The following is a 25,092-nucleotide window of genomic DNA, read 5'->3' as shown; positions in this document are numbered from 1 at the left end:
GCATGTAATTTTTAAATAAATTATTTATATTTTTATATGATATGAAACAATTCAATTTGTCTATGAAAAGTAAATTAGCCACAATCCTGATTAGTTCTTTCGCATTATATTCTTGTTCTAACGGTACTACAGGTGCTGAAACGAACAATAATACAGTAGATAGTATATATCCTGCTGTAGAAACGAATGCGGCAAATACAAAATATAAACCTGCCTTTGAAGGCCAGACCCGTATCGCCGGTGTAAAAACCACTACACCATTTGAAGGAGTTGTACTCAATACAACATTGAAGTCTCCTTGGGGAATTGCGTCTTTGCCGGACGGACGTTTACTCATTACCGAAAAAGAAGGAACCTTTAGAATAGCAACTGCTGACGGTAAAGTTTCTGAACCGATAACAGGTCTACCTAAAGTGGATACAAATGGTCAAGGTGGTTTATTGGGACTAACGATAGATCCTAATTTTGAAACAAACCGAATGATCTATTTTGTTTTTTCTGAGCCAAGTGCTGAAGGAAACCTAACAGCCGTCGGTAAAGGAAAATTAGCCGCAGATGAGAAGACAGTTGAAAATGTCGCAGTTATTTACCGCGCTACACCAAAGTACAAAGGTAAACTACATTATGGTGGGCGTATCCTATTTGATAAATCAGGCAATTTAATTGTAAGTACGGGTGAACGTTCAGATTTAGCCACCAGACCTCAGGCACAAGATCTAAAATCAGGATTAGGCAAGATTGTTAGAATAACAACAGATGGCGCTCCAGCAGCGGGTAATCCGTTTGCAGGGAAAGCAGATGTAAGACCAGAAATTTACAGTTATGGACATAGAAATGTTCAAGGATTGGCACTTCATCCTGAAACGGGCGATTTATGGGAGACAGAATTTGGTCCTCGCGGTGGAGATGAACTAAACCGTATCGAGCCTGGCAAAAACTACGGCTGGCCAATCATTACTTACGGTTTAGAATACAGTGGTGAAAAAATTGGAGAACCTATCCAACAAAAAGAAGGATTAGAGCAACCGGTTTATTACTGGGATCCCGTATTATCACCTAGCGGTATTACATTCTATACAGGAGATGCCATTCCTGAATGGAAAAACAATCTATTCATCAGTGGACTAAGCAGTACGCATATTGCCCGTCTAGTTATTAAAGATAATAAAGTCGTAGGCGAAGAAAGGTTATTAGCAAAAGAAGGACAACGCTTCAGAGATATCACACAAGGTAAAGATGGAGCGCTTTATGCCATTACAGATTTAGGACGTCTTTACAAAATTGACAAAAAGAAATAACAATTTCGATTGTAAAAAACAGCTAAAGGTAACCAGAAAGGTTACCTTTTTTTATGTATGTGTATTAATAAAAAAAGATTGTATGACAAAACACGTTCTAATCAGAATAGTCGCATTGATCATTCTTTTATTTATGGCCATTCCCATCGGTTTGTCCCAGTTAGATCCAAATAGACGTTGCGGTACAGCCGATAGCTTAGCTATAATTTTTTATATGGGAATCTTTTTGCTGCTATGGATTATCTATTTAATAGTAGAATCTGTTTTCTTATACCGTAAAAACGAAATTCCAAAATTCAGATTCAATATTATTGCCGCTCTAATTATCCCTCTTTTTATATTGATCTCTTTTTTATTTAATTTACTTGATTAAGAGAGCAATTCCATACTGTATAAGTCAAAATCTTTCGCCCAATAATCTTTTACAATCTGGTTTAAAACAAAGCCATTTTTCTGATAAAATAGATAAGTACGTTGCGAAGTACGGACAATGATGCGGTCGATCGTTTTCAGCTCTTTTAAAATTGCTATACGGTGTTCCAGCAACTTTTTGCCATATCCCTTACCCTGTTCTGCAGGAAGGACCATATCCCAACAGATTACAGCCCTATGCTCTTCCAGCTCAACGGTAATGCCACTGCATGCCACCACTCTATTGTCTACTTCAAGAACAAAAAACTGCTGCATCTCGAAATCCAGATAATACTTCAAATCCTCTTTTTCATCCTGAGCAAAGTAAGCTGGAATATTTTCTTGCATAATATTGAGTACGACATCCCGATCCCGTAGCTCGTAAGCCCTAATTAAAACCATATCGCCATTATTTTTGGAACAAAAATGAACATTGCTATAACCACAGAAACGATCGCTGCTGTTAATACTGCGGCAGCTGCTAGATCTTTCGCTTTTTTTACAAAATCATTCTTTTCCTGACAAACCAGATCCGCAAGATTTTCAATAGCGGAATTAATTATTTCAAGCGCAAAAACAGCACCAATACAGAGTAAGATGATCATCCATTCAATCGCAGCGATATCAAAGTAAATTCCAGCAACAATGGTCACAATAGTTGCCGCTACATGAATACGCGCATTATGTTCTTCTATCAACAGTATTTTGAAACCATTGAATGCATATGCAAAACTTTTTATTCGATCCTGTAGCGAGAATTGTTGATTTTTCATGTAATATATGCTGTAAAAGCAAAAGCCGTTTCTTAATATAATAAAGAAACGGCTTTTATTTGATTATTTTAAATTAAATCAGATGAAATATATCATCAACACCTAATATTTTCTTTGCCGTAAACCCTTCAGCATATTTTACCTGTATCGATCTACCAAATTCTCGCGCCCTTGCAGCTGTAGATTCCATAAAATCGGGATTCGAAATATAGGTCTGCGGTTCGTCGAGATTCGTTTCTTCGCCTGTATAAAACTGTGTTTTATACGCTAATATTGATTTTTCCTTAATCGTATAATAATCCGTAATATCCAGTACAATATCAGGTTTAATATAATAATCCTGAATCATCTGCAGCACCAATCTAGGACGGTGAGCTTCTTGTAAAATTCCGTCTGCTATCGTTTCTATTTTCCTTAGACCTGCCAAAAAGCATGCTTCATTCACCATGTGACCTGCTCTACCATGATCAGGATGGCGGTCAGTAATGGCATTTGTGATTATAATTTCTGGTTGATATTTACGGATCGCCTGAATGACAGCAAGCTTATCTTCTTCACTATTATTGAAAAAACCATCACGTAGCGCTAAGTTATCTCTTACCGTTAAGCCCAATATTGCAGCTGCATCGTTTGCTTCACGATCTCTGGTTTCAGCAGTACCGCGAGTACCAAGTTCCCCTCTCGTAAGATCTACAATACCTACTTTTTTACCCGCAGCAACATATTTTGCTATTGTACCTCCGGCCCCTAATTCTGCATCATCCGGATGCACAGTAATTACTAATAAATCAAGTTTTATCATGCGAGTCTATTTTCAATGTTTAACCAACTAAATATAGACAAAAGTAGTAAACATTTCGTTCTTTCTACCCTTCAGATAATAATTGCTCAACACGTTTTTTGATTCTAGACGCCGTTGGTGAGGTTGTTGAGTAAAAATAGTCGACTACCTCTCCATTTTTATTGATCAGATATTTGTGAAAATTCCATAGTGGTTTACTCGAAACATGTCCATTTTCCTCCTTTTGAGCCAGATAACGATACAAGGGCGAGGCATATTCGCCAATCACATGCGTACGTTTAAAAACAGAAAAATGAACTTGTTGGTTAATTTTACAAAAAGTCTCTAACGTATAACCAGTTAGTGGTTCCTGTTTTCCAAAATTATTAGATGGGAAAGCAAGAATTTCAAAACCATCATTTTTATAGGTCTGGTAAAGTTTTTCTAAGGATTTAAATTGGCTCGTAAACAGGCATTGGCTGGCCGTATTTACAATGAGCAATACTTTTCCCTTATAGTCAGCTAATGATTTTTCTTGACCATTGAACTGTAGGGCTTTAAAATCATAAACTGTCTTCATAAATTAATAATTTTTAAAAATACTGTGGATCTCTTCTCGTTTTTTGAAATTCTCTAATGATATTTTCTATTTCAAAATCTTCTCTCGGATCGTAAGTACTTTTTAGGTTATGTCCAAATATTTTAGCTACCCCTTGGTATAAAAAAGCAGATAACCCACCTTTCATCTGTTTCACCATTTCATAGCTCGAATGTCCTGTTTGTCGGTCTATAAGTTTAATGAGAATTTTCCCCTGTGTAATACTCATATTTTTAATTTCCCTATTAAACATCGACTTCACTTCATTCTCACATGTTTCAATCAGCTTTTTCTGTTCTTTTTTATCAGAAACCAATGCAAGTTCCCGGTCTAACTGATCATATCTTTTTTGAGCAAAAATAGCATAAGGCAATACCCTTAACACATTTCGTCTTAGCCTTAGGTACTGTTTTTTAGCATCTTCCGAAGTCCATATTCTTGGTTTTGATATTTTGACCTCTGGAATTAAGAACCAAGGAAGCCGCTCGCCACTCTCTAATGTGGTCATATTATACTCTTCAATTACTTGTTGCTGCCCCTCCCCGTAGAGCGGTACTGTCAGTGCTTGAGACATCCCCAAAAAAGGGATAAAAGCAAGTAAAGATAGTATCCAGCGTAAGTTTATTCTGATCATTACAATTTAAAAATTGTCTTTTTTTGTCAATAGTATTAAAAAATTATTACATTTAATAAAAATAAATCGGGTTTACTATTTATTCCTTTAAATTAACAATAACTAATTTAAGAAATGTATTTTTAAAATCATAATGCAACTGCAAGTTTATGAAAGATTATGTGATTGATATAGAAGCAGAAAATAAAGAAATACGTAAAAGATACCGAGCATTACTACGCGCATGTAAACCAACGATGCAACGAGGTGACAAGCAGATGATCAGAAAAGCATTTGATCTCGCATTAGAAAGTCACAAAGAAATGCGTCGAAAATCTGGCGAACCTTATATTTTCCACCCGATTGCCGTAGCTCAGATTGCTGCAGAAGAAATTGGTTTAGGTACAACTTCAATAGTTTGTGCCCTCTTACACGATGTGGTTGAAGATACCAACATTACACTCGATGAGATCGAGCAGATGTTTGGTAAAAAAGTGCGTCGTATTATTGATGGACTGACAAAAATTTCAGGAATTTTTGATCCGAACAGTTCCATGCAGGCAGAAAATTTCCGTAAGATGTTATTAACATTGGCAGATGATGTCCGTGTTATTTTGATCAAACTAGCGGATCGCCTGCATAACATGCGTACCATGGAATTTATGGCACGTGATAAGCAATTGAAAATCGCTTCAGAAACCAGTTATTTATATGCGCCATTGGCACATAGACTGGGTTTATATGCGATCAAGTCTGAACTGGAAGACTTATCCATGAAGTTCACAGATCCCGACACCTACAAGTTTATCGCTCGAAAACTTAACGAAAAAAAGGCGGAAAGAGAGAAATTTATCTCCGACTTTATTCAGCCTGTGCAAGAAATATTACAGGAACAAGGTATAACGGCGCAAATTTTCGGCAGACCCAAATCCATTCATTCCATCTGGACCAAGATGCGTAAAAAATCGATTCCTTTCGAAGAGGTTTACGATTTATTTGCGATCCGTATTGTCATCGATACCGATGATGAGCGTGAAAAAACAGAGTGTTGGAAAGTGTATTCTATTGTAACCGACCTGTACCGACCAAACCCCGACCGTCTAAGAGATTGGGTATCATCACCTAAAGGTAATGGTTATGAATCTCTGCATACCACGGTTATGGGACCTCGCGGTCAATGGGTTGAAGTTCAGATCAGAACCAGCCGCATGAATGAAATTGCGGAGAAAGGTTTTGCGGCACACTGGAAATATAAAGAATCCAATTCGGACAGTGGATTAGACCAGTGGATCAAAAAAATTAGAGATGTATTGAGCAATCCGGAACAGAATGCACTGGACTTTGTGGACGACTTTAAAATGAATTTGTTCTCCGATGAGATCTTTATTTTCACGCCAAAAGGAGCCCTTATTCAACTGCCACATGAAGCCACTGCATTAGATTTTGCCTTTGAAATCCACTCGGATATCGGAGCAACCTGTATCGGTGCAAAAGTCAACCATAAATTAGTGCCTTTAAGTCATGTTTTGCAAAATGGTGATCAAGTAGAGATCATAACATCGAGCAAACAAACACCAAAAGAAGACTGGTTGAATTTTGTCGTGACAGCAAAAGCAAAATCCAAAATCCGTTCTTCACTGAAAGAAGAAAGACGTCGTGTGGCGGAAGATGGTAAAGAAATTCTGGAGCGTAAGCTGAAAACGTTAAAGATTACCTATAACACTGATAATATTAATAAAATTGCGAATTTCCTTAAATTTCCAAGTTCGCAGGATCTGTTTTATAATGTAGCCAAAGGACTCGTTGATATTAAACAATTGCGGGAATTTGTGGCGCACGAAAAAAACAACGATGCGACACTGAGTACCCAAAACACCCAATTTAATACACATATTGGTGGTTTAGTAGAGAAATTCAGTAAAAAAGATCAGGATACCCTCTTGTTAGGCGATGATTTGCAGAAAATCGATTACACCCTTGCTCCTTGTTGTAACCCAATACCTGGAGATGATGTATTTGGATTTTTAACTGTAAACGATGGTATAAAAATACACCGTACCAGCTGTCCAAATGCATCCAAATTAATGGCGAACTACGGTTACCGCATTATGAAGGCTAAATGGACATCCCAAACAGATGTATCTTTCTTGACCGGATTACGTATTGTCGGTATCGATGATGTTGGTTTGGTCAATAAGATCACCACCGTCATATCTCAGGAGTTTAAAGTTAATATTCGCTCCTTAAGTATTACCAGTAACGAAGGAATTTTTGAAGGGCATATTATGGTCTTTGTAAATGATACAGAACAATTGGAAAATCTAATGAAAACGCTTAAACAAGTGCGCGGCATTACCACTGTTTCACGATATGAATCTGAGAGTTAAACATCAGCTGAATATCACATTTTTTTAATACTACAATAATTGAATCAAAATTGGTAAATTTGTAAAGAATCTTATTGATTAATATGAACGCAGCTGAAAATTACGCAACAGTAAAAAAGATCTTTGAAGCTTACTTAGAAAATAAAAATCTAAGAAAAACTCCAGAGCGTTATGCTATTTTAGAAGAAATTTATTCCCGTACAGATCACTTTGATGTAGAATCATTGTACATCCATATGAAGAATAAAAAATACCGAGTTAGCCGTGCCACTGTATACAACACGTTAGAATTGTTGGTATCCTGTGACTTAGTTACTAAACATCAATTTGGGCGCAATATGGCTCAATTTGAAAAATCCTATGGCTTTAAACAACACGATCACGTCATTTGTATTGAATGTAATATCGTGGTGGAATTTTGTGACCCACGTATCAACCAGATTCAAAGCTTAATGGGTGATTTATTAAAATTCGATATCAAACATCACTCGTTAAATCTGTATGGTGTTTGTAATGATTGCCAACAAAAAATCGCTGCCTCAAAAGCAAAAGAAGAGGTTATTTCAAATTAATCTCAGGATTGGCGAAATATAATAGTACATTTGTTCAGAAAATGATTTGCTCATTTTTCTGAACATTTTGTTTTTAGATAATTCAAAAAATTAACATAAATTCTTAATCACAATACTTTAAAAGCTATGCAAGTTGATGTGCTTTTGGGCTTACAATGGGGAGACGAAGGTAAAGGTAAAATCGTTGATGTATTTTGTCCACAATACGATTTAATTGCTCGTTTCCAAGGCGGCCCTAACGCCGGACACACATTGGAGTTTGATAACAAAAAATTCGTTTTAAACACGATCCCTTCGGGTATCTTCAATGAAGGAACTCTTAACCTAATCGGAAATGGTGTTGTTATCGACCCGATTATCTTAAAGAGAGAACTAGACAATTTGAAAACTGCTGGATTTGATCCAGTAGGTAAAGGAAATTTAGTGTTAGCTCGTAAAGCGCATTTAATCCTTCCTACTCACCAGTTACTAGATGCTGCTTCAGAATCTAAAATGGGTGACGGTAAAATTGGTTCTACCTTAAAAGGTATTGGTCCTACCTATATGGATAAAACAGGTCGTAATGGCCTACGTGTGGGTGATACTACATTGCCAGATTTCAAAGAGCGTTACGAAAAATTGAGAGAAAAACACCTTTCTATTTTATCACACTACGGTGAAATCCCTGATTTCTCTGAAAAAGAAGAAGCTTTCTTAGCTGCTATCGAATTCATTAAAACTATTCCACATGTTGATTCAGAACATTTAGTGAATCAATATTTAAAGGATGGTAAAAAAGTATTGGCGGAAGGTGCTCAAGGTACTTTGTTAGATGTTGACTTTGGTTCTTATCCATTTGTTACATCTTCAAATACAACTACAGCGGGCGCATGTACCGGTTTAGGTATTGCTCCAAATAAAATTGGTGCAGTATATGGTATCTTCAAAGCTTATGCTACTCGCGTAGGTGGAGGCCCATTCCCCACTGAATTACATGATGAAGTAGGTGAAAACTTACGTAAATTAGGTCATGAATTTGGAGCAACAACAGGTCGCGCACGTCGTACTGGTTGGATTGATATTCCTGCTTTAAAATATGCCATCATGTTAAACGGTGTTACCGAATTGATCATGATGAAAGCTGATGTGTTGGATACTTTCGAAAAAATCAAAGTTTGTACACATTACAAACATGAAGGAAAAGTAATCGATTACATGCCATATGAGATTATCACGAACGAGGCTGAGCCTATTCTTGAAGAAATCGACGGCTGGAATCAAGATCTGACTGGTATCACGCAACAAAGTGAAATCCCTGCAGCATTACAAAATTACATTACGTATCTAGAGAAAGCATTAGAAGTGCCTATCACGTTCCTATCTGTTGGTCCAGATCGTAAACAAACATTAAAATTGACTAAATAGTTAATGCGGGTCGAAGACAATTTTGTTATAGATTCAACGAATAATTTTCATCAAAAAGCGCTGCAATGGGCAGCGCAATTTGATGAAGTAGCTTATCTCCATTCCAATGGACATAGCGATCAGTGGAGTGCATTTTACTGCTTAATTGCAGTAAAAGCAACTTCCTCTTATACCTCGACTTCCGGTAATACACTTCAGGATGTTCAAAAATTTATAGACACATATCCAGATACTTATATTCCTGGTTTTTTTTCGTACGATCTGAAAAATGAAATCGAAGAACTGGAAACACATCATGATGATCCTTTAGGATTTCCATTAGCCTATTTCTTTGTTCCTGCAGTTACGATCAAAACAATTGGAAATACCGTTTGGATAACAGCTGAAAATCCTGCTCAAATCTATCAAACCATTTTAGATTTTACATGGCAGACCGCTTCTGTGGGTTTTGATGGCCAGATACAGACCAGATGGTCTAAGGCTGAATACATGCTTGCATTTAATAAAATGCAAGATCATATCCAAAGAGGAGATATTTACGAAGTCAACCTCTGCCAGGAGTTTTATGCTGACCAGGTCAACTTAAATCCCGTAGCGGCATTTGAAAAATTGAACAGCATCTCCCCTACGCCGTTTGCGGCATTTTTTAAATTCAACAAGAATTACATCCTTTCCGCATCTCCAGAAAGATTTCTGGCGAAAAGGAATCAACAGCTCATTTCCCAACCTATAAAAGGAACTGCAAAGCGAGGAAAAACTGCTGAAGAAGATCAAAAGATCGTCCAAGGCATGTTAAACTCTACGAAAGAAATTGCTGAAAATGTGATGATTGTAGATTTAGTTCGCAATGATCTCACGAAAAGCGCAGTACCAAAATCTGTCAAAGCAGATCGTCTATTCGAAATTCAGACATTTAAACTCGTTCATCAGATGATTTCGACCATTACCTGTGAAATCGATGAAAAAGTAGCGGATGTTGAAGTTATTAAAAATACCTTCCCTGCTGGTTCAATGACCGGCGCTCCTAAAATTGCTGCCATGCAGATCTGTGATCAAGTTGAAGCAACAAGACGCTCGTTATATGCAGGATCCATCGGTTATTTCGGTCCTGAAGGTGATTTTGATTTCAATGTTGTGATCCGGACCATTTTATACAATGCACAAAGTAAATACCTGTCCTTTCAGACAGGCGGTGCTATTACCGTTCAGGCAAATGCTGAAGACGAATATCAAGAATGCTTGTTAAAAGCAAATGGTATGTTGCAAGTTCTTGATACACATATTCAATAAATATCTATATCTTTAGTAGATAAAATTCTCAAACATCATTTTTTTTTCTGAAATTTGCGCCTGATTATGACACAGATATACATTGATATCCATACCCATCAGCATCACTCGTCAGAGACTGAACGCTTTGACGTATTTAATCTTATACTGAATGCTGATCCAGATGATCATTATTTACCGCCAGTAACTGCGGGGTTACACCCATGGCACATCAGTGAAAGTGACCCTTTTAAAGGCATATCGATCCTGCAAGAATTGCTTCGTGATCATGAAATTCTAGCTGTCGGGGAATGTGGTATGGATAAAGTAATATCTGTGCCCCTAAATGTGCAGCAAGACGTTTTTCAAAAACAAGTTAGCTTAGCAAAAGAATACGGTAAGCCATTGATCATTCATTGCGTCCGTGCTTTTGACGAAGTACAGCAAGTTTTAAAAAGTGAAAATTTCACAGGTCACATCATTTTTCATGGATTTAATAAGAATCGAGAACTTGCTGAGCAATTGCTTAAAAAAGGATATTACCTTTCGTTTGGTTCATCAATTCTCACGGGAAAGTTAGATGAAACGCTTGTAGCGACTCCTCTTGAACAGCTTTTTTTGGAAACGGATGATGCGCATGCCGATATCAGAGAATTGTACGCTTATGCAGCACAATTGAAAAAGATATCGATAAATGAATTAAAAGAAAACATAATAAGAAACTATCAACTTGTATTTGAGTAAAATATGAAAGACTTAACTTGGCTATCGCGTACAGAGGCATTAGTGGGGCGTGAAGCTTTAGAAAAATTGGCAAATTCTCATGTCATGGTTTTGGGATTGGGAGGCGTAGGATCGTTTGCAGCGGAATTTATCTGCCGTGGCGGTGTTGGCAAAATGACCATCATTGATGGCGACACTGTAGATCCTTCTAATAGAAACAGACAGCTACCAGCATTGGCAACCAACCATGGTCAATCTAAAGCACAGATTATGCGCGATCGGTTGTTATCTATAAATCCTGAACTGGATTTGACTATTGTTGAAGATTTCGTTCTTCCTGAAAAGATTTCCGATCTATTGGATCTTAATCCTGACTATGCAGTGGAAGCAATTGATAGTATCACGCCAAAATTATTTTTTATCCGTCAGGCTCTAGAGCGTAAAGTTCGTTTTGTAAGTTCTATGGGAGCTGGAGGAAAAATGGATCCTACAAAAATAGAAATTGCAGATATCGGAGAAACCTATAATTGTAAACTTGCTCATCATATCCGTAAAAAGTTATATAAACATGGGATAAGAAGTGGTTTTAAAGCAGTATTTTCTACAGAATTGCCAGATAAAGCATCCCTGTTGTATACCGATGGCAGTAACTATAAGAAATCTGCATACGGAACGATGTCTTATCTGCCAGCTGCATTTGGAGGAGCAATTGCTTCCGTTGCATTAAGAGATTTAATCGCTAAAAATTAATGATATTCTCGTCAATATATCGCATTATATTGACGAGAATATGTAGTTTTGGCTATGGAAAAACTTATAAAATTAGTTGAAAAGAATAAGCTTGCTAATCAACCGGTTGATGAATTTTCAATGGTTATCGATGATAAGCAGGTGGTACACGGTGCAATTTTTGTTATAAAAATTGAAAAGAAAACCTTTAAACTTTTCATTCCAGAACCGCACTACAAAACCATTATTGAGGGAGAAACAAAACCTTTGATCAAAACGGTCCTCAAACATCCTGAGGTTATGCTGTTTATGTAATTTTCTAACAATCCTATTATTTTCAAAGGCATTTAAACATTACTTTTTTCTGCAATAAGATTCTGAGGCATATATCCTTCAAATTACTGTTGCAATCTATTGATCAATATATCAATAGAACAGCACATTCTGAAAATTAACCGCTTTATATTGAAGCTAATTTTAAGCGATTTAAAGAGTTCTGTTAGACCAATCTAGCAAAGATTTGTGCTGGTGGATTAAATTGCTTAAATCTCTTGTTTTCAACTAATCTGATCTATTGTAAAGACATAGTGATGGCGATCTGTTGTATGTTTTAATAATAGATTAGGAATGATCGACTTTTTTTTGAGAGATGTTCGGGATTTCTTTGAGATTGCGAGCAGACTGGTTCGTATTTTGTTCGCCATTTGTTCGACTTGTTTTCGTCTTATGGCCGAAGCCGAGTCGAAGAACAGTCGAAGCGCACCCGAATCAATCCCGAAGTTGTTCCCTATCATTATCGAGCCGTTGTGCAAGCATTCTCGAGAAGACTAAGGACTTTTACGGACTTCTTTGGACTTTTAGCTTATACATTCTTCGTAATAAAGCATAAAATTTATACATCACTAAAAAAAAGATCAAGTTATCTACGGCAAGAACTTTTCTCCGCAAATTCGAGTTTTATTTGACTGCCCTTCGGGTCTGCTTCGCCCCTTCCTCGGGTAGTTTATACTAATCCTCTACTATGCCTATACTCCGCCTCTACTGTTTATGTAGAGGAAAGGTAGACAAACAGTATACAAACAGTAGAGGCACAATAGACAATTCCCGAAGCCTTTCCGAAGAAAGGGCGAATAAGTTACGAAACATTACCTAACGATACCGGAAGAAATTTCGCATTCTATTACCCTTATAAATGGTGGCTGCAGTGCAATAATTTACGGTTAAAAACCGAATTAGCATTGACTGTCATGTCATACCGCTATATCAGATTAAACACAAGTAATATAGAAGCAGCAAACAGAACAAATAAGCCTGTTAAGAAGATGATATCGGCAATATTTTCCAGTCTTTTAACTTCCCTTAGATCACCTCTTTTCATCGCAATAAAGGAAATAATACAGCTGGACATAAATATGAAAATAGCAATAGCGGCACATTCATCAATTAAACTTCCCTCTGTGAGTTTCATCGTTTTTATTGTCGTTAAGACCAGAAAACAAATTCCCAGTAAATTGGCTGAAGTATTTAAAATATGAGAAGTCCGACCCGAGCTGTCTCTTTTATCTCTGTTATGATTTGAATCCATGGTCTATTTTCATTTACAAACAAAGTAATAATTTCTTTGTTCTTTTACTGATAGCTAAATATCCATTTAAAGGATATTTCTTGCTTAATTAAAATCTTATAATTTAAACCTCAAATGTTACAGCATTAATTTTTGTCTAAAGAGGGATATTTGTATAGGTTAATTTAAAGCAGATTATGAATCAAAAATATCAAATATCCGGCATGACTTGCAATGGATGTCGCACAAATGTCGAAGATAAGCTAAATGAGATACCAGGTGTAAAAGCTACTGTTACATTAGCTCCACCTGAAGTCATTATTGATAGTGAAGATCGTGTTGATGTAGATGAATGCAATAAAGCACTTTCAGAAATTGGTGATTACCACATTGTGCAAAACAATAGTCATCACAACGGAAAGACCTCAGTCTATCATAAAGCAGATGATCAATCGAAAAAAAGTGCAGTAGCTGTTTCAGGCAAATACATTTGCCCCATGTTCTGTGAGGGTCAGGATAAAACGTACGATTTACCGGGCTCCTGTCCTGTCTGTGGTATGCATTTAGTACCCGCAGAATCATTATCGGAAAATAAACATACACAGGATGAAAGTGCAAACGCCTCTTGCTGTTCATCAAAAAATAACGGAGAACAGATAAACCAAACGGTGGACAAGTCATCAGGTAAATATATCTGTCCTATGTTCTGTGAAGGTCATGATAAAACGTACGAGCAAGAAGGTTCCTGCCCCATATGTGGGATGCATTTAGTACCTGTTGAGTCATTATTGGAAAATAAACACACACAGGATGAAAGTGCGAACGCCTCTTGCTGTTCATCAAAAAATAAAGATGAACAGACAGTCCAAACTGCAGGCGCACCATCAGGTAAATATATCTGTCCTATGTTTTGTGAAGGTCATGATAAAACTTACGACCAAAAAGGTTCCTGCCCTGTTTGTGGTATGTTTCTCGTTCCAGTTGAATCTTTAGCTGATAAAGCAGATAAGCATCACCATGATATTAAATCCACAGGCTTTTCTTCGCATGAAAAAGTGGGCACTCCAAAGGTCACGGCCAGTTCAACGGGTAAATATTATTGTCCTATGATGTGTGAGGGCGAGAAACTGTATGATAAACCAGGATCCTGTCCAGTCTGTGGTATGAACTTAGAGAAAATGCCAGAAAAGAAAGCAGCTTTAACTTACAGCTGTCCGATGCATCCAGAAGTTCAAAGTGACAAACCGGGTTCTTGTCCCATCTGTGGTATGGATTTAGTAGCAAATGCCAACACAGAGGAAGATGATCACACATATCAAACACTGAAAAAGAAATTTTGGGTAGCGCTGTTATTCACCGTTCCCTTATTTATATTATCAATGGGTGAAATGATTCCTGGCAACCCGATCGGGCAAGTCATCACACCAAAGATGTCAGGCTGGATCCAGTTATTTTTAACCATTCCAGTTGTTTTTTATGCCACTTGGATGTTTTTTGAGCGTGCTTGGACCTCTTTCAAAACTTGGAACTTAAATATGTTCAGCTTGATAGGTCTAGGTGCCGGAGCAGGATTTTTATACAGCGTAGTGGCTTTATTCTTTCCATCCCTATTTCCGGATGCATTATTAGGTCATCATGGTCAGGTTGCACTATATTTTGAGTCTGTTGCCGTTATCTTAACGCTGGTACTATTGGGACAACTAATGGAAGCGAAAGCACATTCAAGAACGAATTCAGCTATTAAAGAACTTATAAAACTTTCTCCTGCAGAAGCTAATCTAGTTGAAAATGGAGTGGAAAAGAAAATTTCGGTCGCAGACATCCAGTTAGAACAAATTTTACGCGTTAAACCAGGAGAAAAGATTCCTGTAGACGGAGAAATAACTTCTGGACATAGCTCGATTGACGAATCCATGCTAACGGGGGAACCGGTTCCTGTCGATAAAAATGAAGGTGATAAAGTGAGTGCTGGAACGATTAACGGTAATCAGTCATTCTTAATGAAAGCCAACCGTGTCGGTGATGATACACTATTGGCACAAATTATAGAAATGGTCAATAGTGCAAGCCGAAGTAAAGCACCAATACAGAAGTTAACCGATCGTGTATCCCGCATATTCGTTCCTATAGTAATTGCCATCGCTATTTTAACATTTGTCGTCTGGATGATCTATGGAGTAGAATCTAAACTGGCCTTTGCCTTAGCCAATGCTTTGGCGGTTCTTATCGTAGCCTGTCCATGTGCTCTGGGGCTTGCAACACCGATGTCGGTCATGGTGGGAATCGGTAAAGGTGCAAAAAATGGTATCTTGATAAAGAATGCGGAAGCGCTCGAAAAGCTAGATAAAGTGAATGTACTGGTGACAGATAAAACCGGAACCATAACCGAAGGAAGGCCGAGTTTGGAAGTGGTATTCAGTACATCAGACAGTACCGTTGATGAATTGTTGATCTTGGCAGCTTCAGTGAATGCCAATAGCTCCCACCCTTTAGCCGAAGCGGTAGTGAAGAAAGCAAAGGAGTCAAAACTAACATTAAAAGAGACAGATCGTTTTGATACCATAAACGGTAAAGGTGTTATTGGTTATATTGCCAATGATAAAGTGCTTCTTGGAAATGAATCGTTGTTATTGGACGATGGTATTGCGATCAGCGAAAGCGTTAAAGAACAAGTTGCTGTAGAACAGGAAAAAGGCCGTACAGTATCTTACTTAGCTAAAGGAACAACACTGTTAGGTTATCTCGTTATTGCCGATAAAATAAAAGATACGGCAAAACAGGCTATCCATTACCTGATGGATCATGGTGTTGATGTGATTATGTTAACAGGTGACAATGCCAAAACAGCCAAAGCTGTAGCGGATGAACTGGGTATTAAACACTTTAAAGCACAAGCGCTACCAGAAGATAAGTTGATGGAGATTAAAAAGCTGCAACAGGAAAATAAAGTAGTCGCAATGACTGGTGACGGTATCAATGATGCTCCAGCATTAGCACAGGCAGATATAGGTATTGCAATGGGTACAGGTACTGATGTGGCTATCGAGAGTGCTGAAGTAACCTTATTGAAAGGCGACTTAATGGGTGTTGCCAAAGCTAAAATACTGAGTCATAAACTAGTGCGCAATATTAAACAGAACCTACTCTTTGCCTTCCTTTATAATGTTTTAGGCATTCCGATTGCAGCAGGTATTTTATACCCTACTTTTGGTATCTTGTTATCGCCAATGCTTGCTGCCGCAGCAATGAGCCTAAGCTCAGTATCCGTTATCCTCAATTCATTACGATTGAATGCGGTCAATATCGATGCGAAATAAATTTTAATAAAAACATATAGCTGTCCATCACAGCTGAAAAAATAGCCTCTTAAAAAAGAGGCTATTTTTCTAAATTAAATGATCATGTACGAAGAACCTCATAGTAACTATAAAAAAGTATTGGCCTATCTGTTAGCTACGCTACTGATCTTCGCTTTACTGAGTTGGCTTTCTTATCACAATGGTATGGCCTATGATGGTTTAACTACAATAGGATTTCCGTTAACGTACTACAGTGAAGGTGCAGGACAAAGTCTGCTTACAGGTCAAATGCAGCATTTCAGTAACTATTCCTTAATGGCGTTTGCCATAGATCTGGCTTTCTCCTTGCTCACTTACGCAGCAGTTCGCTTCCTATTTAAGAAATTAAAAAAAAGATTATAAATAGTAGCATTTAAGTTCTATCGGATCTTTTTTGGTACATTATGGAGAGGTTCAAAATTTCCGGATAAATTTCTGTTGATACTATAGTCTCTGCTTTAATCCCCATTCAGAATTTCCATTTTTTTAATCCGATAAGAGCATTATCATCGTCAAATTTTGACAAAAACTAATTATACAAAGCTATTAGTGTACCACATGAAGTCCATATGCTACATAAAAGTCCAAATATTAGGCAGTATAACAGGATATCCATTTCCTTCCGTAATTTGATCCAAAATACAACAACAAACATAAGCGGGCACACAACTATAGAAATAAATAAAAATGATGCTAATATCACAAAAATATCTTCATTGAAATCCATGAGCAAAATCCTTATTCCAATGTAGGATAGCCAGACAAATATTGGCGATATAAGACATATTAACCATTTCCAAACTAATTTTAGTTCAAGTTCTTGAGGAAATGTATTACGGTAATTCTTGATTAAAAATCGGATCATGAAAATGATAATCAAAATCATAATACTGATCTGAACATATGTATTTCGGATAGTATCTGCTCTGGTATTAATATGAGTCTTAGCAACCAATTTACCATGATCAAACTGCTTGACACTTGTCCGTTCTCCATTTACAAATGTTTGTACGACGACGTTATCGCTATCGCCGGAAGTAAAAGTCCAAGTTGAGTCTTCTACCCCCATTTTGTAAAATCCTTCAATGATTAATTTATCATTTACTTTTCTACTAAATTTACCATCGAGGCGACCTCCATTAAATCTTAAAAAATCCTCACCCTCCGCTGTATTAATAATCAGAGTAGTTATTTTTCCGTAAGGAATTACAGTGGTGCTATCTGCTAGCCTAGCTACAACATTTTTATCTAGATCTTCAAGTGAATGATTCTTGTTATAATCATCGTTTCTAATGGGCCGATTAATATACCAATGATTGACCTTAACGACAAGTAGAGAATCCTTTGGGTAAAATTCAAATTCATGATATAAATTTAAATCGGGAACTGTAGCTGATTTTAAGAGAACATATTGTGGCTGATCAAAAGATTGGACATACCTTTGCTGACTGGTTGCGCAGAAAGCGAAAATTGTAATACCTGCGACAATCAAAGTGCTTAATCTTGCTATTAAGGAATCAGCAATCAATATGATAGAATCATTTTTTATGTAAAACCAGGCTACAAACAGCATTGGCAACGCAATTAGATCGCTCAGGTCGACCGTTCGTTGGATGTTAAATAAGATATTCAACAGTTCTATAAATCCTGAGGCAAGTTCACTTTTCCAAAAGACAAACAATATTCCGGTAAAGATAAAGATCCATAATTTATGACGGGGAAAGATCGTTGACCAAAAAATAGGAAAAATAAATAACCCACAGAAATCAGAAAGTTTTCCGGTAAACGTATTGTGGAAAGTTGCTTTCATATAAAAATCATTGGCGATCAATAGTACGAGGCAGAAGATAAAAAGCGGTGACAATAACTTTTTTAGACGGTCATACATGCTTATAGAAGTTTATTTATATATTAATACAAGTTAATTAATTTAGTAACCGTGTGCAATATTCATTCTAGTCTTCAGAACGTTATCAAGACGAATAATAGATCCTGCACCTTTAAGAATATAAAGTATCAATGACAATGATTATTTTTGGTAAATAAAAACGCGAAAAATGAATTTCAAAACGATCATACTTTTAATTTTAGTCGTCATTATTACGATTTTTTTTATGCAGAACACTGCTCCGGTAGAATTTTGGTTTTTTGGTAAGCACATCTTCGCATTATCATCAATTATAGCGATCACTCTTTTTATCGGGATCATCATTGGGGGTATTTTGTTGAGACCTAAGAAAAGAAAGACAGAAGTGATTCAAGTAAATCCAGCTAACCCATCAGAAATTGAACAATCTTCAGTTCCAAATTCAACTTTAAGTAATGAAGATAGGGATTATATTTCTTAATTTTAAAAAATTAATTCCCTATAAATGAAAGGACAAGAAAGGACTTTGTAATTAAATAGTCGTTTTATTTGCACTGTATGCTAGTTTTTTCTACCTTTGCATCAATCCAAACAACGAAGGAAACTTCAAAAAAGAGTAAGATTCCGTAGCTCAGCTGGTAGAGCAATACACTTTTAATGTATGGGTCCTGGGTTCGAATCCCAGCGGGATCACAAAGGAAAAGCTAATCGCAAGATTAGCTTTTCTTGTTTAAAAATATTAGGATTCGAACATCAGCATTGGTATGGGTTCGGGGATAGCTATCTAACATTTAAAACTGTTGCAAGGCTTGTTTTACAATATCCTTGTTGGGCTTAGAAATAGGTATTTTATCTCCAGATATTAAGAGTAGAATACCTCCATCTTCTTTTAGCCAACTTTTTACATATTTCGGGTTTACTAAATGGCTTTGGTGAGTTCTCAAAAAACCGTTGGGTCGTAACAAATCTGAATACTCTTTAAGTGATTTAGAAACCAATATCTTTTCACCATTCGAAAGGAAGAAGTGGGTATATGTGTTATCTGCTTCGCAACGTATAATTTCTGATAGTGAAACATACCTTATTTCGCTTTGCATCGGTAAGGCAATTTTGCTTATGGTCGGTTCTGGCTTTTTAAGCTGTTGCAATAAAAAATCGAGTTGCGAGGTTTGTATTTGCCTTGTAAATTTGCGCTCGGCTTTTTTTACCGCATGCATTAACTCTTCAATATCAATCGGTTTTAAAAGATAGTCCAAGGCAGCAAATTTTATCGCTTCTATTCCATATTGGTCATAAGCAGTAACAAAAATAACATCGAAATTACGCATTGGAAGTAGTTTTAGCACATCAAAACCTGTCTTATCACCCATTTGAATATCCAAAAACACTAAGTCTGGCACATATTTTTCAATAACATCAACTGCATCACGTACACTTTGTGCTGTTGCAATTATGGTTATCTGCGGACAATGCTTTTCTAGCAAAATCCTTAGGTTTTCTAGGTTAGAATTTTCATCATCTATTAAAATTGCTCTCATCATATTATAGCCAATCAGTTAATGTTAAGCTTATTTTAGTACCGTTAGAATTTGATTGTATAGCTAAGGTAAAGTGATTTTCTTTATAAACACTATTCAATAGTGTTATTCGACGATTAGTCAACAGCAACCCTAATCCATTATTCTTATTTTTTGTGTCAAAACCATTCCCATTATCAGTAATATGTAACACCAAATTGTTCGCTTGCTTAATAAATTCAATCACAATTTTTCCTTCGCTAGCTTTTTGCGATATGCCATGCTTCACCGCATTTTCGACAAAAGGTTGTAGCAACATACTGGGAATTTCAGTGTTATCTAAATCCAAGTCTTCGGAGTGATTAATTTCGTACTTAAAGCCGAATCGCAATTGCTCCATTTGTAAGTAATCATCTAATAATTTTTTTTCTTGAGATAAACTAATCAGTTCTTTATCATCAAGTACATTACGAGTTAACCGAGCAAATTTAGATAGATATTTATTGGCATTGTCGATATCGTTTTTGTTCATTAAATTTTGAATACCAGAAAGTGCATTAAATAGAAAATGAGGATTTAATTGAGACCGAATTAAGCTAATTTGAAGCTTCGCCTTATCTTTTTGCTGTTCATTTTCAGCCAGCATTTTCTTATTTCTTTTTTTGTTAAAGTAAAGGATAATAAGAACTGCTAATCCAATAGAAAATAAAACGACTAACGTATATGTTAAAAGTTCTTTTTTGCTATAGTTCTCTTGATCTAATGTTATGGAAAGAGTATATCTACTTGTGTATTTGTCGATATCTTTTGATGCTGAAGTACCCCACTTGATCAATGGTTGAATACTAATTTCGTAATCTCCAGATTTTTTGAAAATGTTTTTGTTCATCTTAACATAAGGTGAAAGTTTATGTTCATCGACATAGCCCCCATATTGCCATGAAACTGACTCAAAGATTGTTTTATTTGTTTGCTTATCTTTTATGGAGATAGAGTAAACATAATCAATATCAGATCTGTCTTTAACAATAGTAAGTTCATCGTCTTTCTCTGTAAAAACAATAACTGTTGTTTGTTTTGGATCGACTATATAACTGTAGTCAACTCCTTGATCAATTTCGAACCGCTTTGCAATAACCTTTATTTTAGCTTTTGGAATAGGCTTTCCGTAAAAAACAGACTTGTCTATATCTAGAGGCTTTTCGATGCTGTAGACTAAGGTTGTAATGGTTTTTCCGTTAATAGGAAAAACACCAAGTGTTGTCGATCTGAATGATTCGTCTGCCCTATCGATATCTCTAAGTTGCGGTAGGTCTATTGGCTTATTTACAACTATTGGTTTATCATCGGCTAAAATGCTATACCGATAATTCTGTACATGGTCTTTTTTTCTGAAATAGATTTGGATACTTACATTGCTGATTTCAGGTAAATAATTAAAGTAAGTGTTAGGTTGATTCGCGAAGGTATTATCATAATAGAAATTTTCTGCAGTACTATCAAGACACATAAGAAGCTTGCCTCCAGCAGCGTAGGTGTGTGAAAAATTAATGCCTTTTTGTGCATTTACTGTAGATAGCGTAATAATAAGGCTGAGAAGTGTGAAGATGATCCGTTTCATAATATTAAGTTTAATTTGTCTCAAACTTATTGCAATAGTAATAAAACTAAAACCATAAAACAGCAAAGGCAGTGTTTGAAATAGTAAATGTAGTATTCTATACAGAATTTAAAACTTTTATCTTTAAAAAACAAGTATTATTAAAAGTTAAATTTTTAATATTTCACCATAAATCGCTATTACTACAATATTCAGGTTGTTAATTATTTCGCAATTTATTCCCCATTTCAATTTGATTCTATCGCAATAAAACTTGCATTAGATAGTAAATAAGAAAAGCTAATCTTTCGATTGGCCTCTCTTATTTAAATAGAATGAAATGTCGTAAGAAACGTCGACTATAGTGATTTAATTTATCTCTTGTAATTTGGCTTATTAAGCAAAATTGGTGTCGGATTTAGACGTACCCAGTTCGTTGCAAGTTCACATAGGCAATTAAGATCATCAGCAAATCCAGTATTACGAATATCTTTGATATAAGTCTTTGCCTCTTCAAGTTCAGCAACAGATAAAGCGTGCTCAGAAGTTAAGTGCAGGTAAAATGCATCCAACATTTTTTTGAAATCAATGTTCCAGTTTCCACCCCCATTTCGGTATATTTCATCACGTACTTTTCCTGCAATTCGGACAACCTCCCCTTGTACTGTATCAGCATTTCCCTTTGATGGCACCAATAAGTTCCACAATTGTTCAAATTGTTTTTCCCAGCTTGTTCCATTTACAATTATTGGTGATACACCATCATGCATAATACGTTTCTTGACAGGTATAACTTGATATATTTCATAAAGATTACTTAGTGCATGGTCTGTCTCATGTAGATAGTCTTTATTAAAATTTTTCCGATGAAATTCAAAACCTTCTCCTATTCGAATAATTTCATCCTTCATTTTTTGAGTGATTTCGGATTCACTTTGCAGTAATATTCGCGATATTTCCACCAAATGTATAATGTCAATGTTGTTTGCACTACTTAAAGCTCGCTCGAGGGGTGTTTGTTTATATGAATTTAGCGCTTTGGTATCTGCACCATAGGCTACAAGTTGTTTTACAGATGAAACATTAAAACTACTTCCAGCTGCAAAATGTAGGGGTGTGTCCCCATAGCTATCCACTGCCTTGATATTTGCACCCAATTCTAAGAAGACAGCTAACTTGCCACTTCGCATCATCGCATGTTGATGCAGTGCCGTACGTCCATAACTATCGATAGCTTCGATGTCCGCTCCGCTTTGCAACAACCAGCGAACAAGTTCATCCGGAACATTAAAAAAACTAAGAGCTGTTGCTTTTCCATAACCACCTCTTGCATCGAATTCACACGTATCAAATACTTTTTTAAGATTGTCTATATTATTTTCAGTAATTAATTCACTGAAGTTTTTTGGAAGTGTTTTTTTCTTTTTTGCCATTATTTATCGGTTTCGGATTCAATAAAAATTATTGCCAATGTTTTGGACCCTTACGAAATTCGGTATTACAATTTCATTAATCCAAATTTAATACAAAAGTTTCATAGTGTTAGTCTCATTCAATGACTTTGATCTAACGCCAGTATCACAAATTCTAATGTGAGCAGCTTCACATATCCTTGATGCCGACAAAATATGTTGATCTCAATAAACGCAGAAAGATTAGTATTTCAGATTCAGTAAAAAACGGTCATTAGATATGAAGCGTCTTGGTAATCCATTCAGTCCATACTACTGACTAGCAAAGCAAAAGCTCGTATTATTATTTAAATACGTTCTTCGATAAGCTCTTTATTTGCAGTCATTCCTGTCAATGTTCCCATTGCTACTGCGTTAGCGACTGTTCGCATTCGTGTCGCTGTATCGCCACAAGCATACACACCGTTTATGGTAGTTTTTTGAAAAGAATCAATTTTCAGGTAACCGTCTTCGGTTAATTCACATCCCAGTTGTTCAGCAATGCTACAATTTTGCTCAAAAGGCAGTTTTGTATAAATTGCATTTACCATTTGCTTTGAACCATCTTTAAAGATGATGGTTTTGACTTTTCCGTTTTGGTGCTCAAATTTCTCGATTTCTATTTCTACTATTTCAATAGCATGCTTTTCAAGTAGATTTTTTTGTTCGTCAGTCAGTGTTGCTATTCCATTGGTAAAAAGGGTTAACTTTTTTGTCCAATTTGATATCAGTTTTGAAAAATCTAAGCCAAAATCACCATTCCCAAGTATACCAGTTGTTTCATTTCTCACTTCGTAACCATGACAATAAGGACAATGCAGGACAGAAATTCCCCAGCATTCGGAAAAGCCAGGGATTTCGGGCATTATATCTTTTATTCCTGCAGCAAAAACTAAATTAGATGTTGTGAATTTGTTGCCAGATTCGGTTTCAATTTCAAACCCTTTTTCGATTTTCATACCTTTTGTGGCAAAACCACTATAGAATGTAATGGTATCGTACATCAATACCTGTTGTTTTGCTATTAAAGAAATTTCTAATGGGGTTTTTCCGTCTTGTGTTAAAAAGTTGTGCGAATACGGTGTCTGCCTATTACAAGGCTCACCACTGTCGATTATCAATACATTTCTTAAAGCTCTTCCAAGCGCCATTGCCGCGGCAAGTCCAGAATAGCTGCCTCCTATAATAATTACATCAAATTGATTTTCGTTTTTCATTATTTTTCTATCTACAAAAGAGTTAAAAGTAAGAGGCAGGAGAAATACGGACGTCAAAACCCCACCTTGCTTCATAAAAGTTCTCCGGTTAAAATTTGTCATTGTTATTTATACTCTTCAATACATAATGTATAAAAGGCAAACCCAAAAAGACCATCCAAGGAACCAATATTACGGTTAAGATGAGTGTCCTCACATACAATGGGAGCTCCGCTAAAAAGCTTCCAAATAATACGTAGAAAAGCGTTATCGAAGGATAAATTACTAACCATATTTTAATCGATTGGATCATCTTACTTTTGTTATTCATTTCAATTATTTTAAGGTTTGATAATGTTTCCTGTTCCAGCGCCAAATAAACTTTTTCTGAAAAGATATTCTAACTGTTTCATCGTTGTTGGAATTTCTCCTGGGAAATAAGGAAAATAATGGGGTGAATTTTCAATGACTGAAGGACTGACTGCATTGATACGAATGCCATTTTGCAACTCAATAGCTGCGGCTTTCACAAAACTTTCTACAGCTCCGTTTACTGCTGACGCATTTGCAAAATTAATTTGAGGTTCGTGTGTTAGCGCACCTGTGATCAAGGTAAACGAACCTTTAGGATTAATGTAATGCTGGCCGATTAGTACCAAATTGATTTGTCCCATCATTTTACCTTCAATTCCTTTTTTGAAATTTTGGTCGTTCAAATTTTTCCATGGACCGACAAATGTCTCTCCAGCGGTAGTAACCAACGCATCAAAGGGGCCTATCTTTTCAAACATTGCTTCGATAGACTGGGTGGATGTCGTATCGACTTGGATCTCTTTAGCTGATCGACTGGTTCTTATTAATTCATGGCCTTCACCTTCTAGCACATCAGCTAAATAAGTACCCATAGTACCTGAAGCACCTACAATTACAATTCTCATATTTCATCTTGTTTTTAAATTCTTTTCAAAATTACTTGATGATAAAGCTTGTTTTGTAGGACA

General features: G+C 36.3%; 24 protein-coding genes and 1 tRNA gene. 13 read left to right on the top strand and 12 right to left on the bottom strand.

The features are described from left to right. Positions 1-62 precede the first annotated feature (62 nt). Both HCX49_RS06810 and HCX49_RS06805 read left to right on the top strand, forming a co-directional pair. Positions 63-1,298: a PQQ-dependent sugar dehydrogenase gene (locus HCX49_RS06810; protein ID WP_168126588.1), complete on the top strand. Its 1,236-nt coding sequence runs from the start codon at positions 63-65 to the stop codon at positions 1,296-1,298. A gap of 82 nt (positions 1,299-1,380) precedes the next feature. Further along, on the top strand, positions 1,381-1,671 hold the full coding sequence (locus HCX49_RS06805; RefSeq protein ID WP_132768202.1) for a hypothetical protein: 291 nt from the start codon (positions 1,381-1,383) through the stop codon (positions 1,669-1,671). On the opposite strand, the gene HCX49_RS06800 is transcribed toward HCX49_RS06805, so the two are convergent. From HCX49_RS06800 to HCX49_RS06780, 5 genes are all read right to left on the bottom strand, one after another. After that, on the bottom strand, positions 1,668-2,111 hold the full coding sequence (locus tag HCX49_RS06800) for a GNAT family N-acetyltransferase (protein WP_021188195.1): 444 nt from the start codon (positions 2,109-2,111) through the stop codon (positions 1,668-1,670). The genes HCX49_RS06805 and HCX49_RS06800 overlap by 4 nt on opposite strands. Further along, complete coding sequence (locus HCX49_RS06795) at positions 2,102-2,482, bottom strand: diacylglycerol kinase family protein (protein WP_021188194.1); 381 nt, start codon at positions 2,480-2,482, stop codon at positions 2,102-2,104. The genes HCX49_RS06800 and HCX49_RS06795 overlap by 10 nt, the downstream gene beginning before the upstream one ends. 73 nt (positions 2,483-2,555) lie before the next feature. After that, positions 2,556-3,281, bottom strand: coding sequence for a bacillithiol biosynthesis deacetylase BshB1 (bshB1, locus tag HCX49_RS06790; protein WP_168127053.1), 726 nt, complete (start codon positions 3,279-3,281; stop codon positions 2,556-2,558). Between the two features lie 67 nt (positions 3,282-3,348). Next, the gene (locus HCX49_RS06785) at positions 3,349-3,843 is read right to left on the bottom strand and encodes a glutathione peroxidase (protein WP_021188193.1); all 495 of its coding nucleotides are present in this window, start codon (positions 3,841-3,843) and stop codon (positions 3,349-3,351) included. Between the two features lie 13 nt (positions 3,844-3,856). Next, positions 3,857-4,495, bottom strand: a complete 639-nt coding sequence (locus HCX49_RS06780; protein WP_231576973.1) for a DUF4294 domain-containing protein — start codon at positions 4,493-4,495, stop codon at positions 3,857-3,859. A gap of 149 nt (positions 4,496-4,644) precedes the next feature. On the opposite strand from HCX49_RS06780, the gene HCX49_RS06775 reads away from it, so the two are divergent. The 7 genes from HCX49_RS06775 (at position 4,645) to HCX49_RS06745 (ending at position 11,873) form a co-directional block, all read left to right on the top strand. After that, complete coding sequence (locus tag HCX49_RS06775; RefSeq protein WP_132768198.1) at positions 4,645-6,861, top strand: RelA/SpoT family protein; 2,217 nt, start codon at positions 4,645-4,647, stop codon at positions 6,859-6,861. An 83-nt stretch (positions 6,862-6,944) separates the two neighbouring features. Continuing rightward, positions 6,945-7,433, top strand: a complete 489-nt coding sequence (locus HCX49_RS06770; RefSeq protein ID WP_021190674.1) for a Fur family transcriptional regulator — start codon at positions 6,945-6,947, stop codon at positions 7,431-7,433. Positions 7,434-7,559: 126 nt separating this feature from the next. Next, complete coding sequence (locus HCX49_RS06765; RefSeq protein ID WP_132768196.1) at positions 7,560-8,837, top strand: adenylosuccinate synthase; 1,278 nt, start codon at positions 7,560-7,562, stop codon at positions 8,835-8,837. A gap of 3 nt (positions 8,838-8,840) precedes the next feature. Beyond that, positions 8,841-10,127, top strand: coding sequence for an anthranilate synthase component I family protein (locus HCX49_RS06760; protein ID WP_168126587.1), 1,287 nt, complete (start codon positions 8,841-8,843; stop codon positions 10,125-10,127). Between the two features lie 66 nt (positions 10,128-10,193). After that, positions 10,194-10,850 (top strand): TatD family hydrolase, encoded by a 657-nt coding sequence (locus HCX49_RS06755; RefSeq protein WP_132768192.1) that lies wholly within the window; start codon positions 10,194-10,196, stop codon positions 10,848-10,850. Positions 10,851-10,853: 3 nt separating this feature from the next. Continuing rightward, entirely contained in the window at positions 10,854-11,579 is a 726-nt protein-coding gene (locus HCX49_RS06750; RefSeq protein WP_132768190.1) for a ThiF family adenylyltransferase, read from the top strand. A gap of 54 nt (positions 11,580-11,633) precedes the next feature. After that, entirely contained in the window at positions 11,634-11,873 is a 240-nt protein-coding gene (locus HCX49_RS06745; RefSeq protein WP_168126586.1) for a hypothetical protein, read from the top strand. Between the two features lie 943 nt (positions 11,874-12,816). Here HCX49_RS06745 and HCX49_RS25535 read toward each other — a convergent pair. Beyond that, positions 12,817-13,026: a hypothetical protein gene (locus HCX49_RS25535; RefSeq protein WP_231577848.1), complete on the bottom strand. Its 210-nt coding sequence runs from the start codon at positions 13,024-13,026 to the stop codon at positions 12,817-12,819. A gap of 293 nt (positions 13,027-13,319) precedes the next feature. Between HCX49_RS25535 and HCX49_RS06735 the strand changes: the two genes are divergently transcribed. Then, entirely contained in the window at positions 13,320-16,439 is a 3,120-nt protein-coding gene (locus HCX49_RS06735) for a heavy metal translocating P-type ATPase (protein ID WP_168126585.1), read from the top strand. Positions 16,440-16,523: 84 nt separating this feature from the next. Further along, complete coding sequence (locus HCX49_RS06730; protein WP_168126584.1) at positions 16,524-16,823, top strand: hypothetical protein; 300 nt, start codon at positions 16,524-16,526, stop codon at positions 16,821-16,823. Positions 16,824-16,989: 166 nt separating this feature from the next. Here the strand turns inward: HCX49_RS06730 and HCX49_RS06725 are convergent, their stop codons facing one another. Then, positions 16,990-18,348: a hypothetical protein gene (locus tag HCX49_RS06725; protein ID WP_168126583.1), complete on the bottom strand. Its 1,359-nt coding sequence runs from the start codon at positions 18,346-18,348 to the stop codon at positions 16,990-16,992. Positions 18,349-18,517: 169 nt separating this feature from the next. Here HCX49_RS06725 and HCX49_RS06720 point away from each other — a divergent pair, with 169 nt between their 5' ends. Both HCX49_RS06720 and HCX49_RS06715 read left to right on the top strand, forming a co-directional pair. Beyond that, positions 18,518-18,808: a DUF1049 domain-containing protein gene (locus HCX49_RS06720; RefSeq protein ID WP_021192051.1), complete on the top strand. Its 291-nt coding sequence runs from the start codon at positions 18,518-18,520 to the stop codon at positions 18,806-18,808. Between the two features lie 139 nt (positions 18,809-18,947). Next, positions 18,948-19,020, top strand: a tRNA-Lys gene (locus HCX49_RS06715). Positions 19,021-19,118: 98 nt separating this feature from the next. Here HCX49_RS06715 and HCX49_RS06710 read toward each other — a convergent pair. The 5 genes from HCX49_RS06710 to HCX49_RS06690 form a co-directional block, all read right to left on the bottom strand. Further along, positions 19,119-19,868, bottom strand: coding sequence for a LytR/AlgR family response regulator transcription factor (locus tag HCX49_RS06710; RefSeq protein WP_237682732.1), 750 nt, complete (start codon positions 19,866-19,868; stop codon positions 19,119-19,121). 1 nt (position 19,869) lies between these two features. Continuing rightward, positions 19,870-21,465, bottom strand: a complete 1,596-nt coding sequence (locus HCX49_RS06705; protein ID WP_168126582.1) for a sensor histidine kinase — start codon at positions 21,463-21,465, stop codon at positions 19,870-19,872. Positions 21,466-21,818: 353 nt separating this feature from the next. Further along, the gene (locus tag HCX49_RS06700; RefSeq protein ID WP_168126581.1) at positions 21,819-22,877 is read right to left on the bottom strand and encodes an ankyrin repeat domain-containing protein; all 1,059 of its coding nucleotides are present in this window, start codon (positions 22,875-22,877) and stop codon (positions 21,819-21,821) included. A 326-nt stretch (positions 22,878-23,203) separates the two neighbouring features. After that, the gene (locus HCX49_RS06695; protein ID WP_237682731.1) at positions 23,204-24,112 is read right to left on the bottom strand and encodes an NAD(P)/FAD-dependent oxidoreductase; all 909 of its coding nucleotides are present in this window, start codon (positions 24,110-24,112) and stop codon (positions 23,204-23,206) included. Between the two features lie 320 nt (positions 24,113-24,432). Then, positions 24,433-25,029 carry a short chain dehydrogenase gene (locus HCX49_RS06690; protein ID WP_168126579.1) on the bottom strand — a complete coding sequence of 199 codons (597 nt, stop codon included), beginning with the start codon at positions 25,027-25,029 and terminating at the stop codon, positions 24,433-24,435. Positions 25,030-25,092: the final 63 nt, after the last annotated feature.

It is taken from the genome of Sphingobacterium sp. B16(2022) (genome assembly GCF_012030425.1).
Lineage (GTDB): Bacteria > Bacteroidota > Bacteroidia > Sphingobacteriales > Sphingobacteriaceae > Sphingobacterium > Sphingobacterium anhuiense.
The sequence above is the reverse complement of the archived record's forward strand: the minus strand, read 5'-3'. Positions and strand labels throughout refer to the sequence as shown.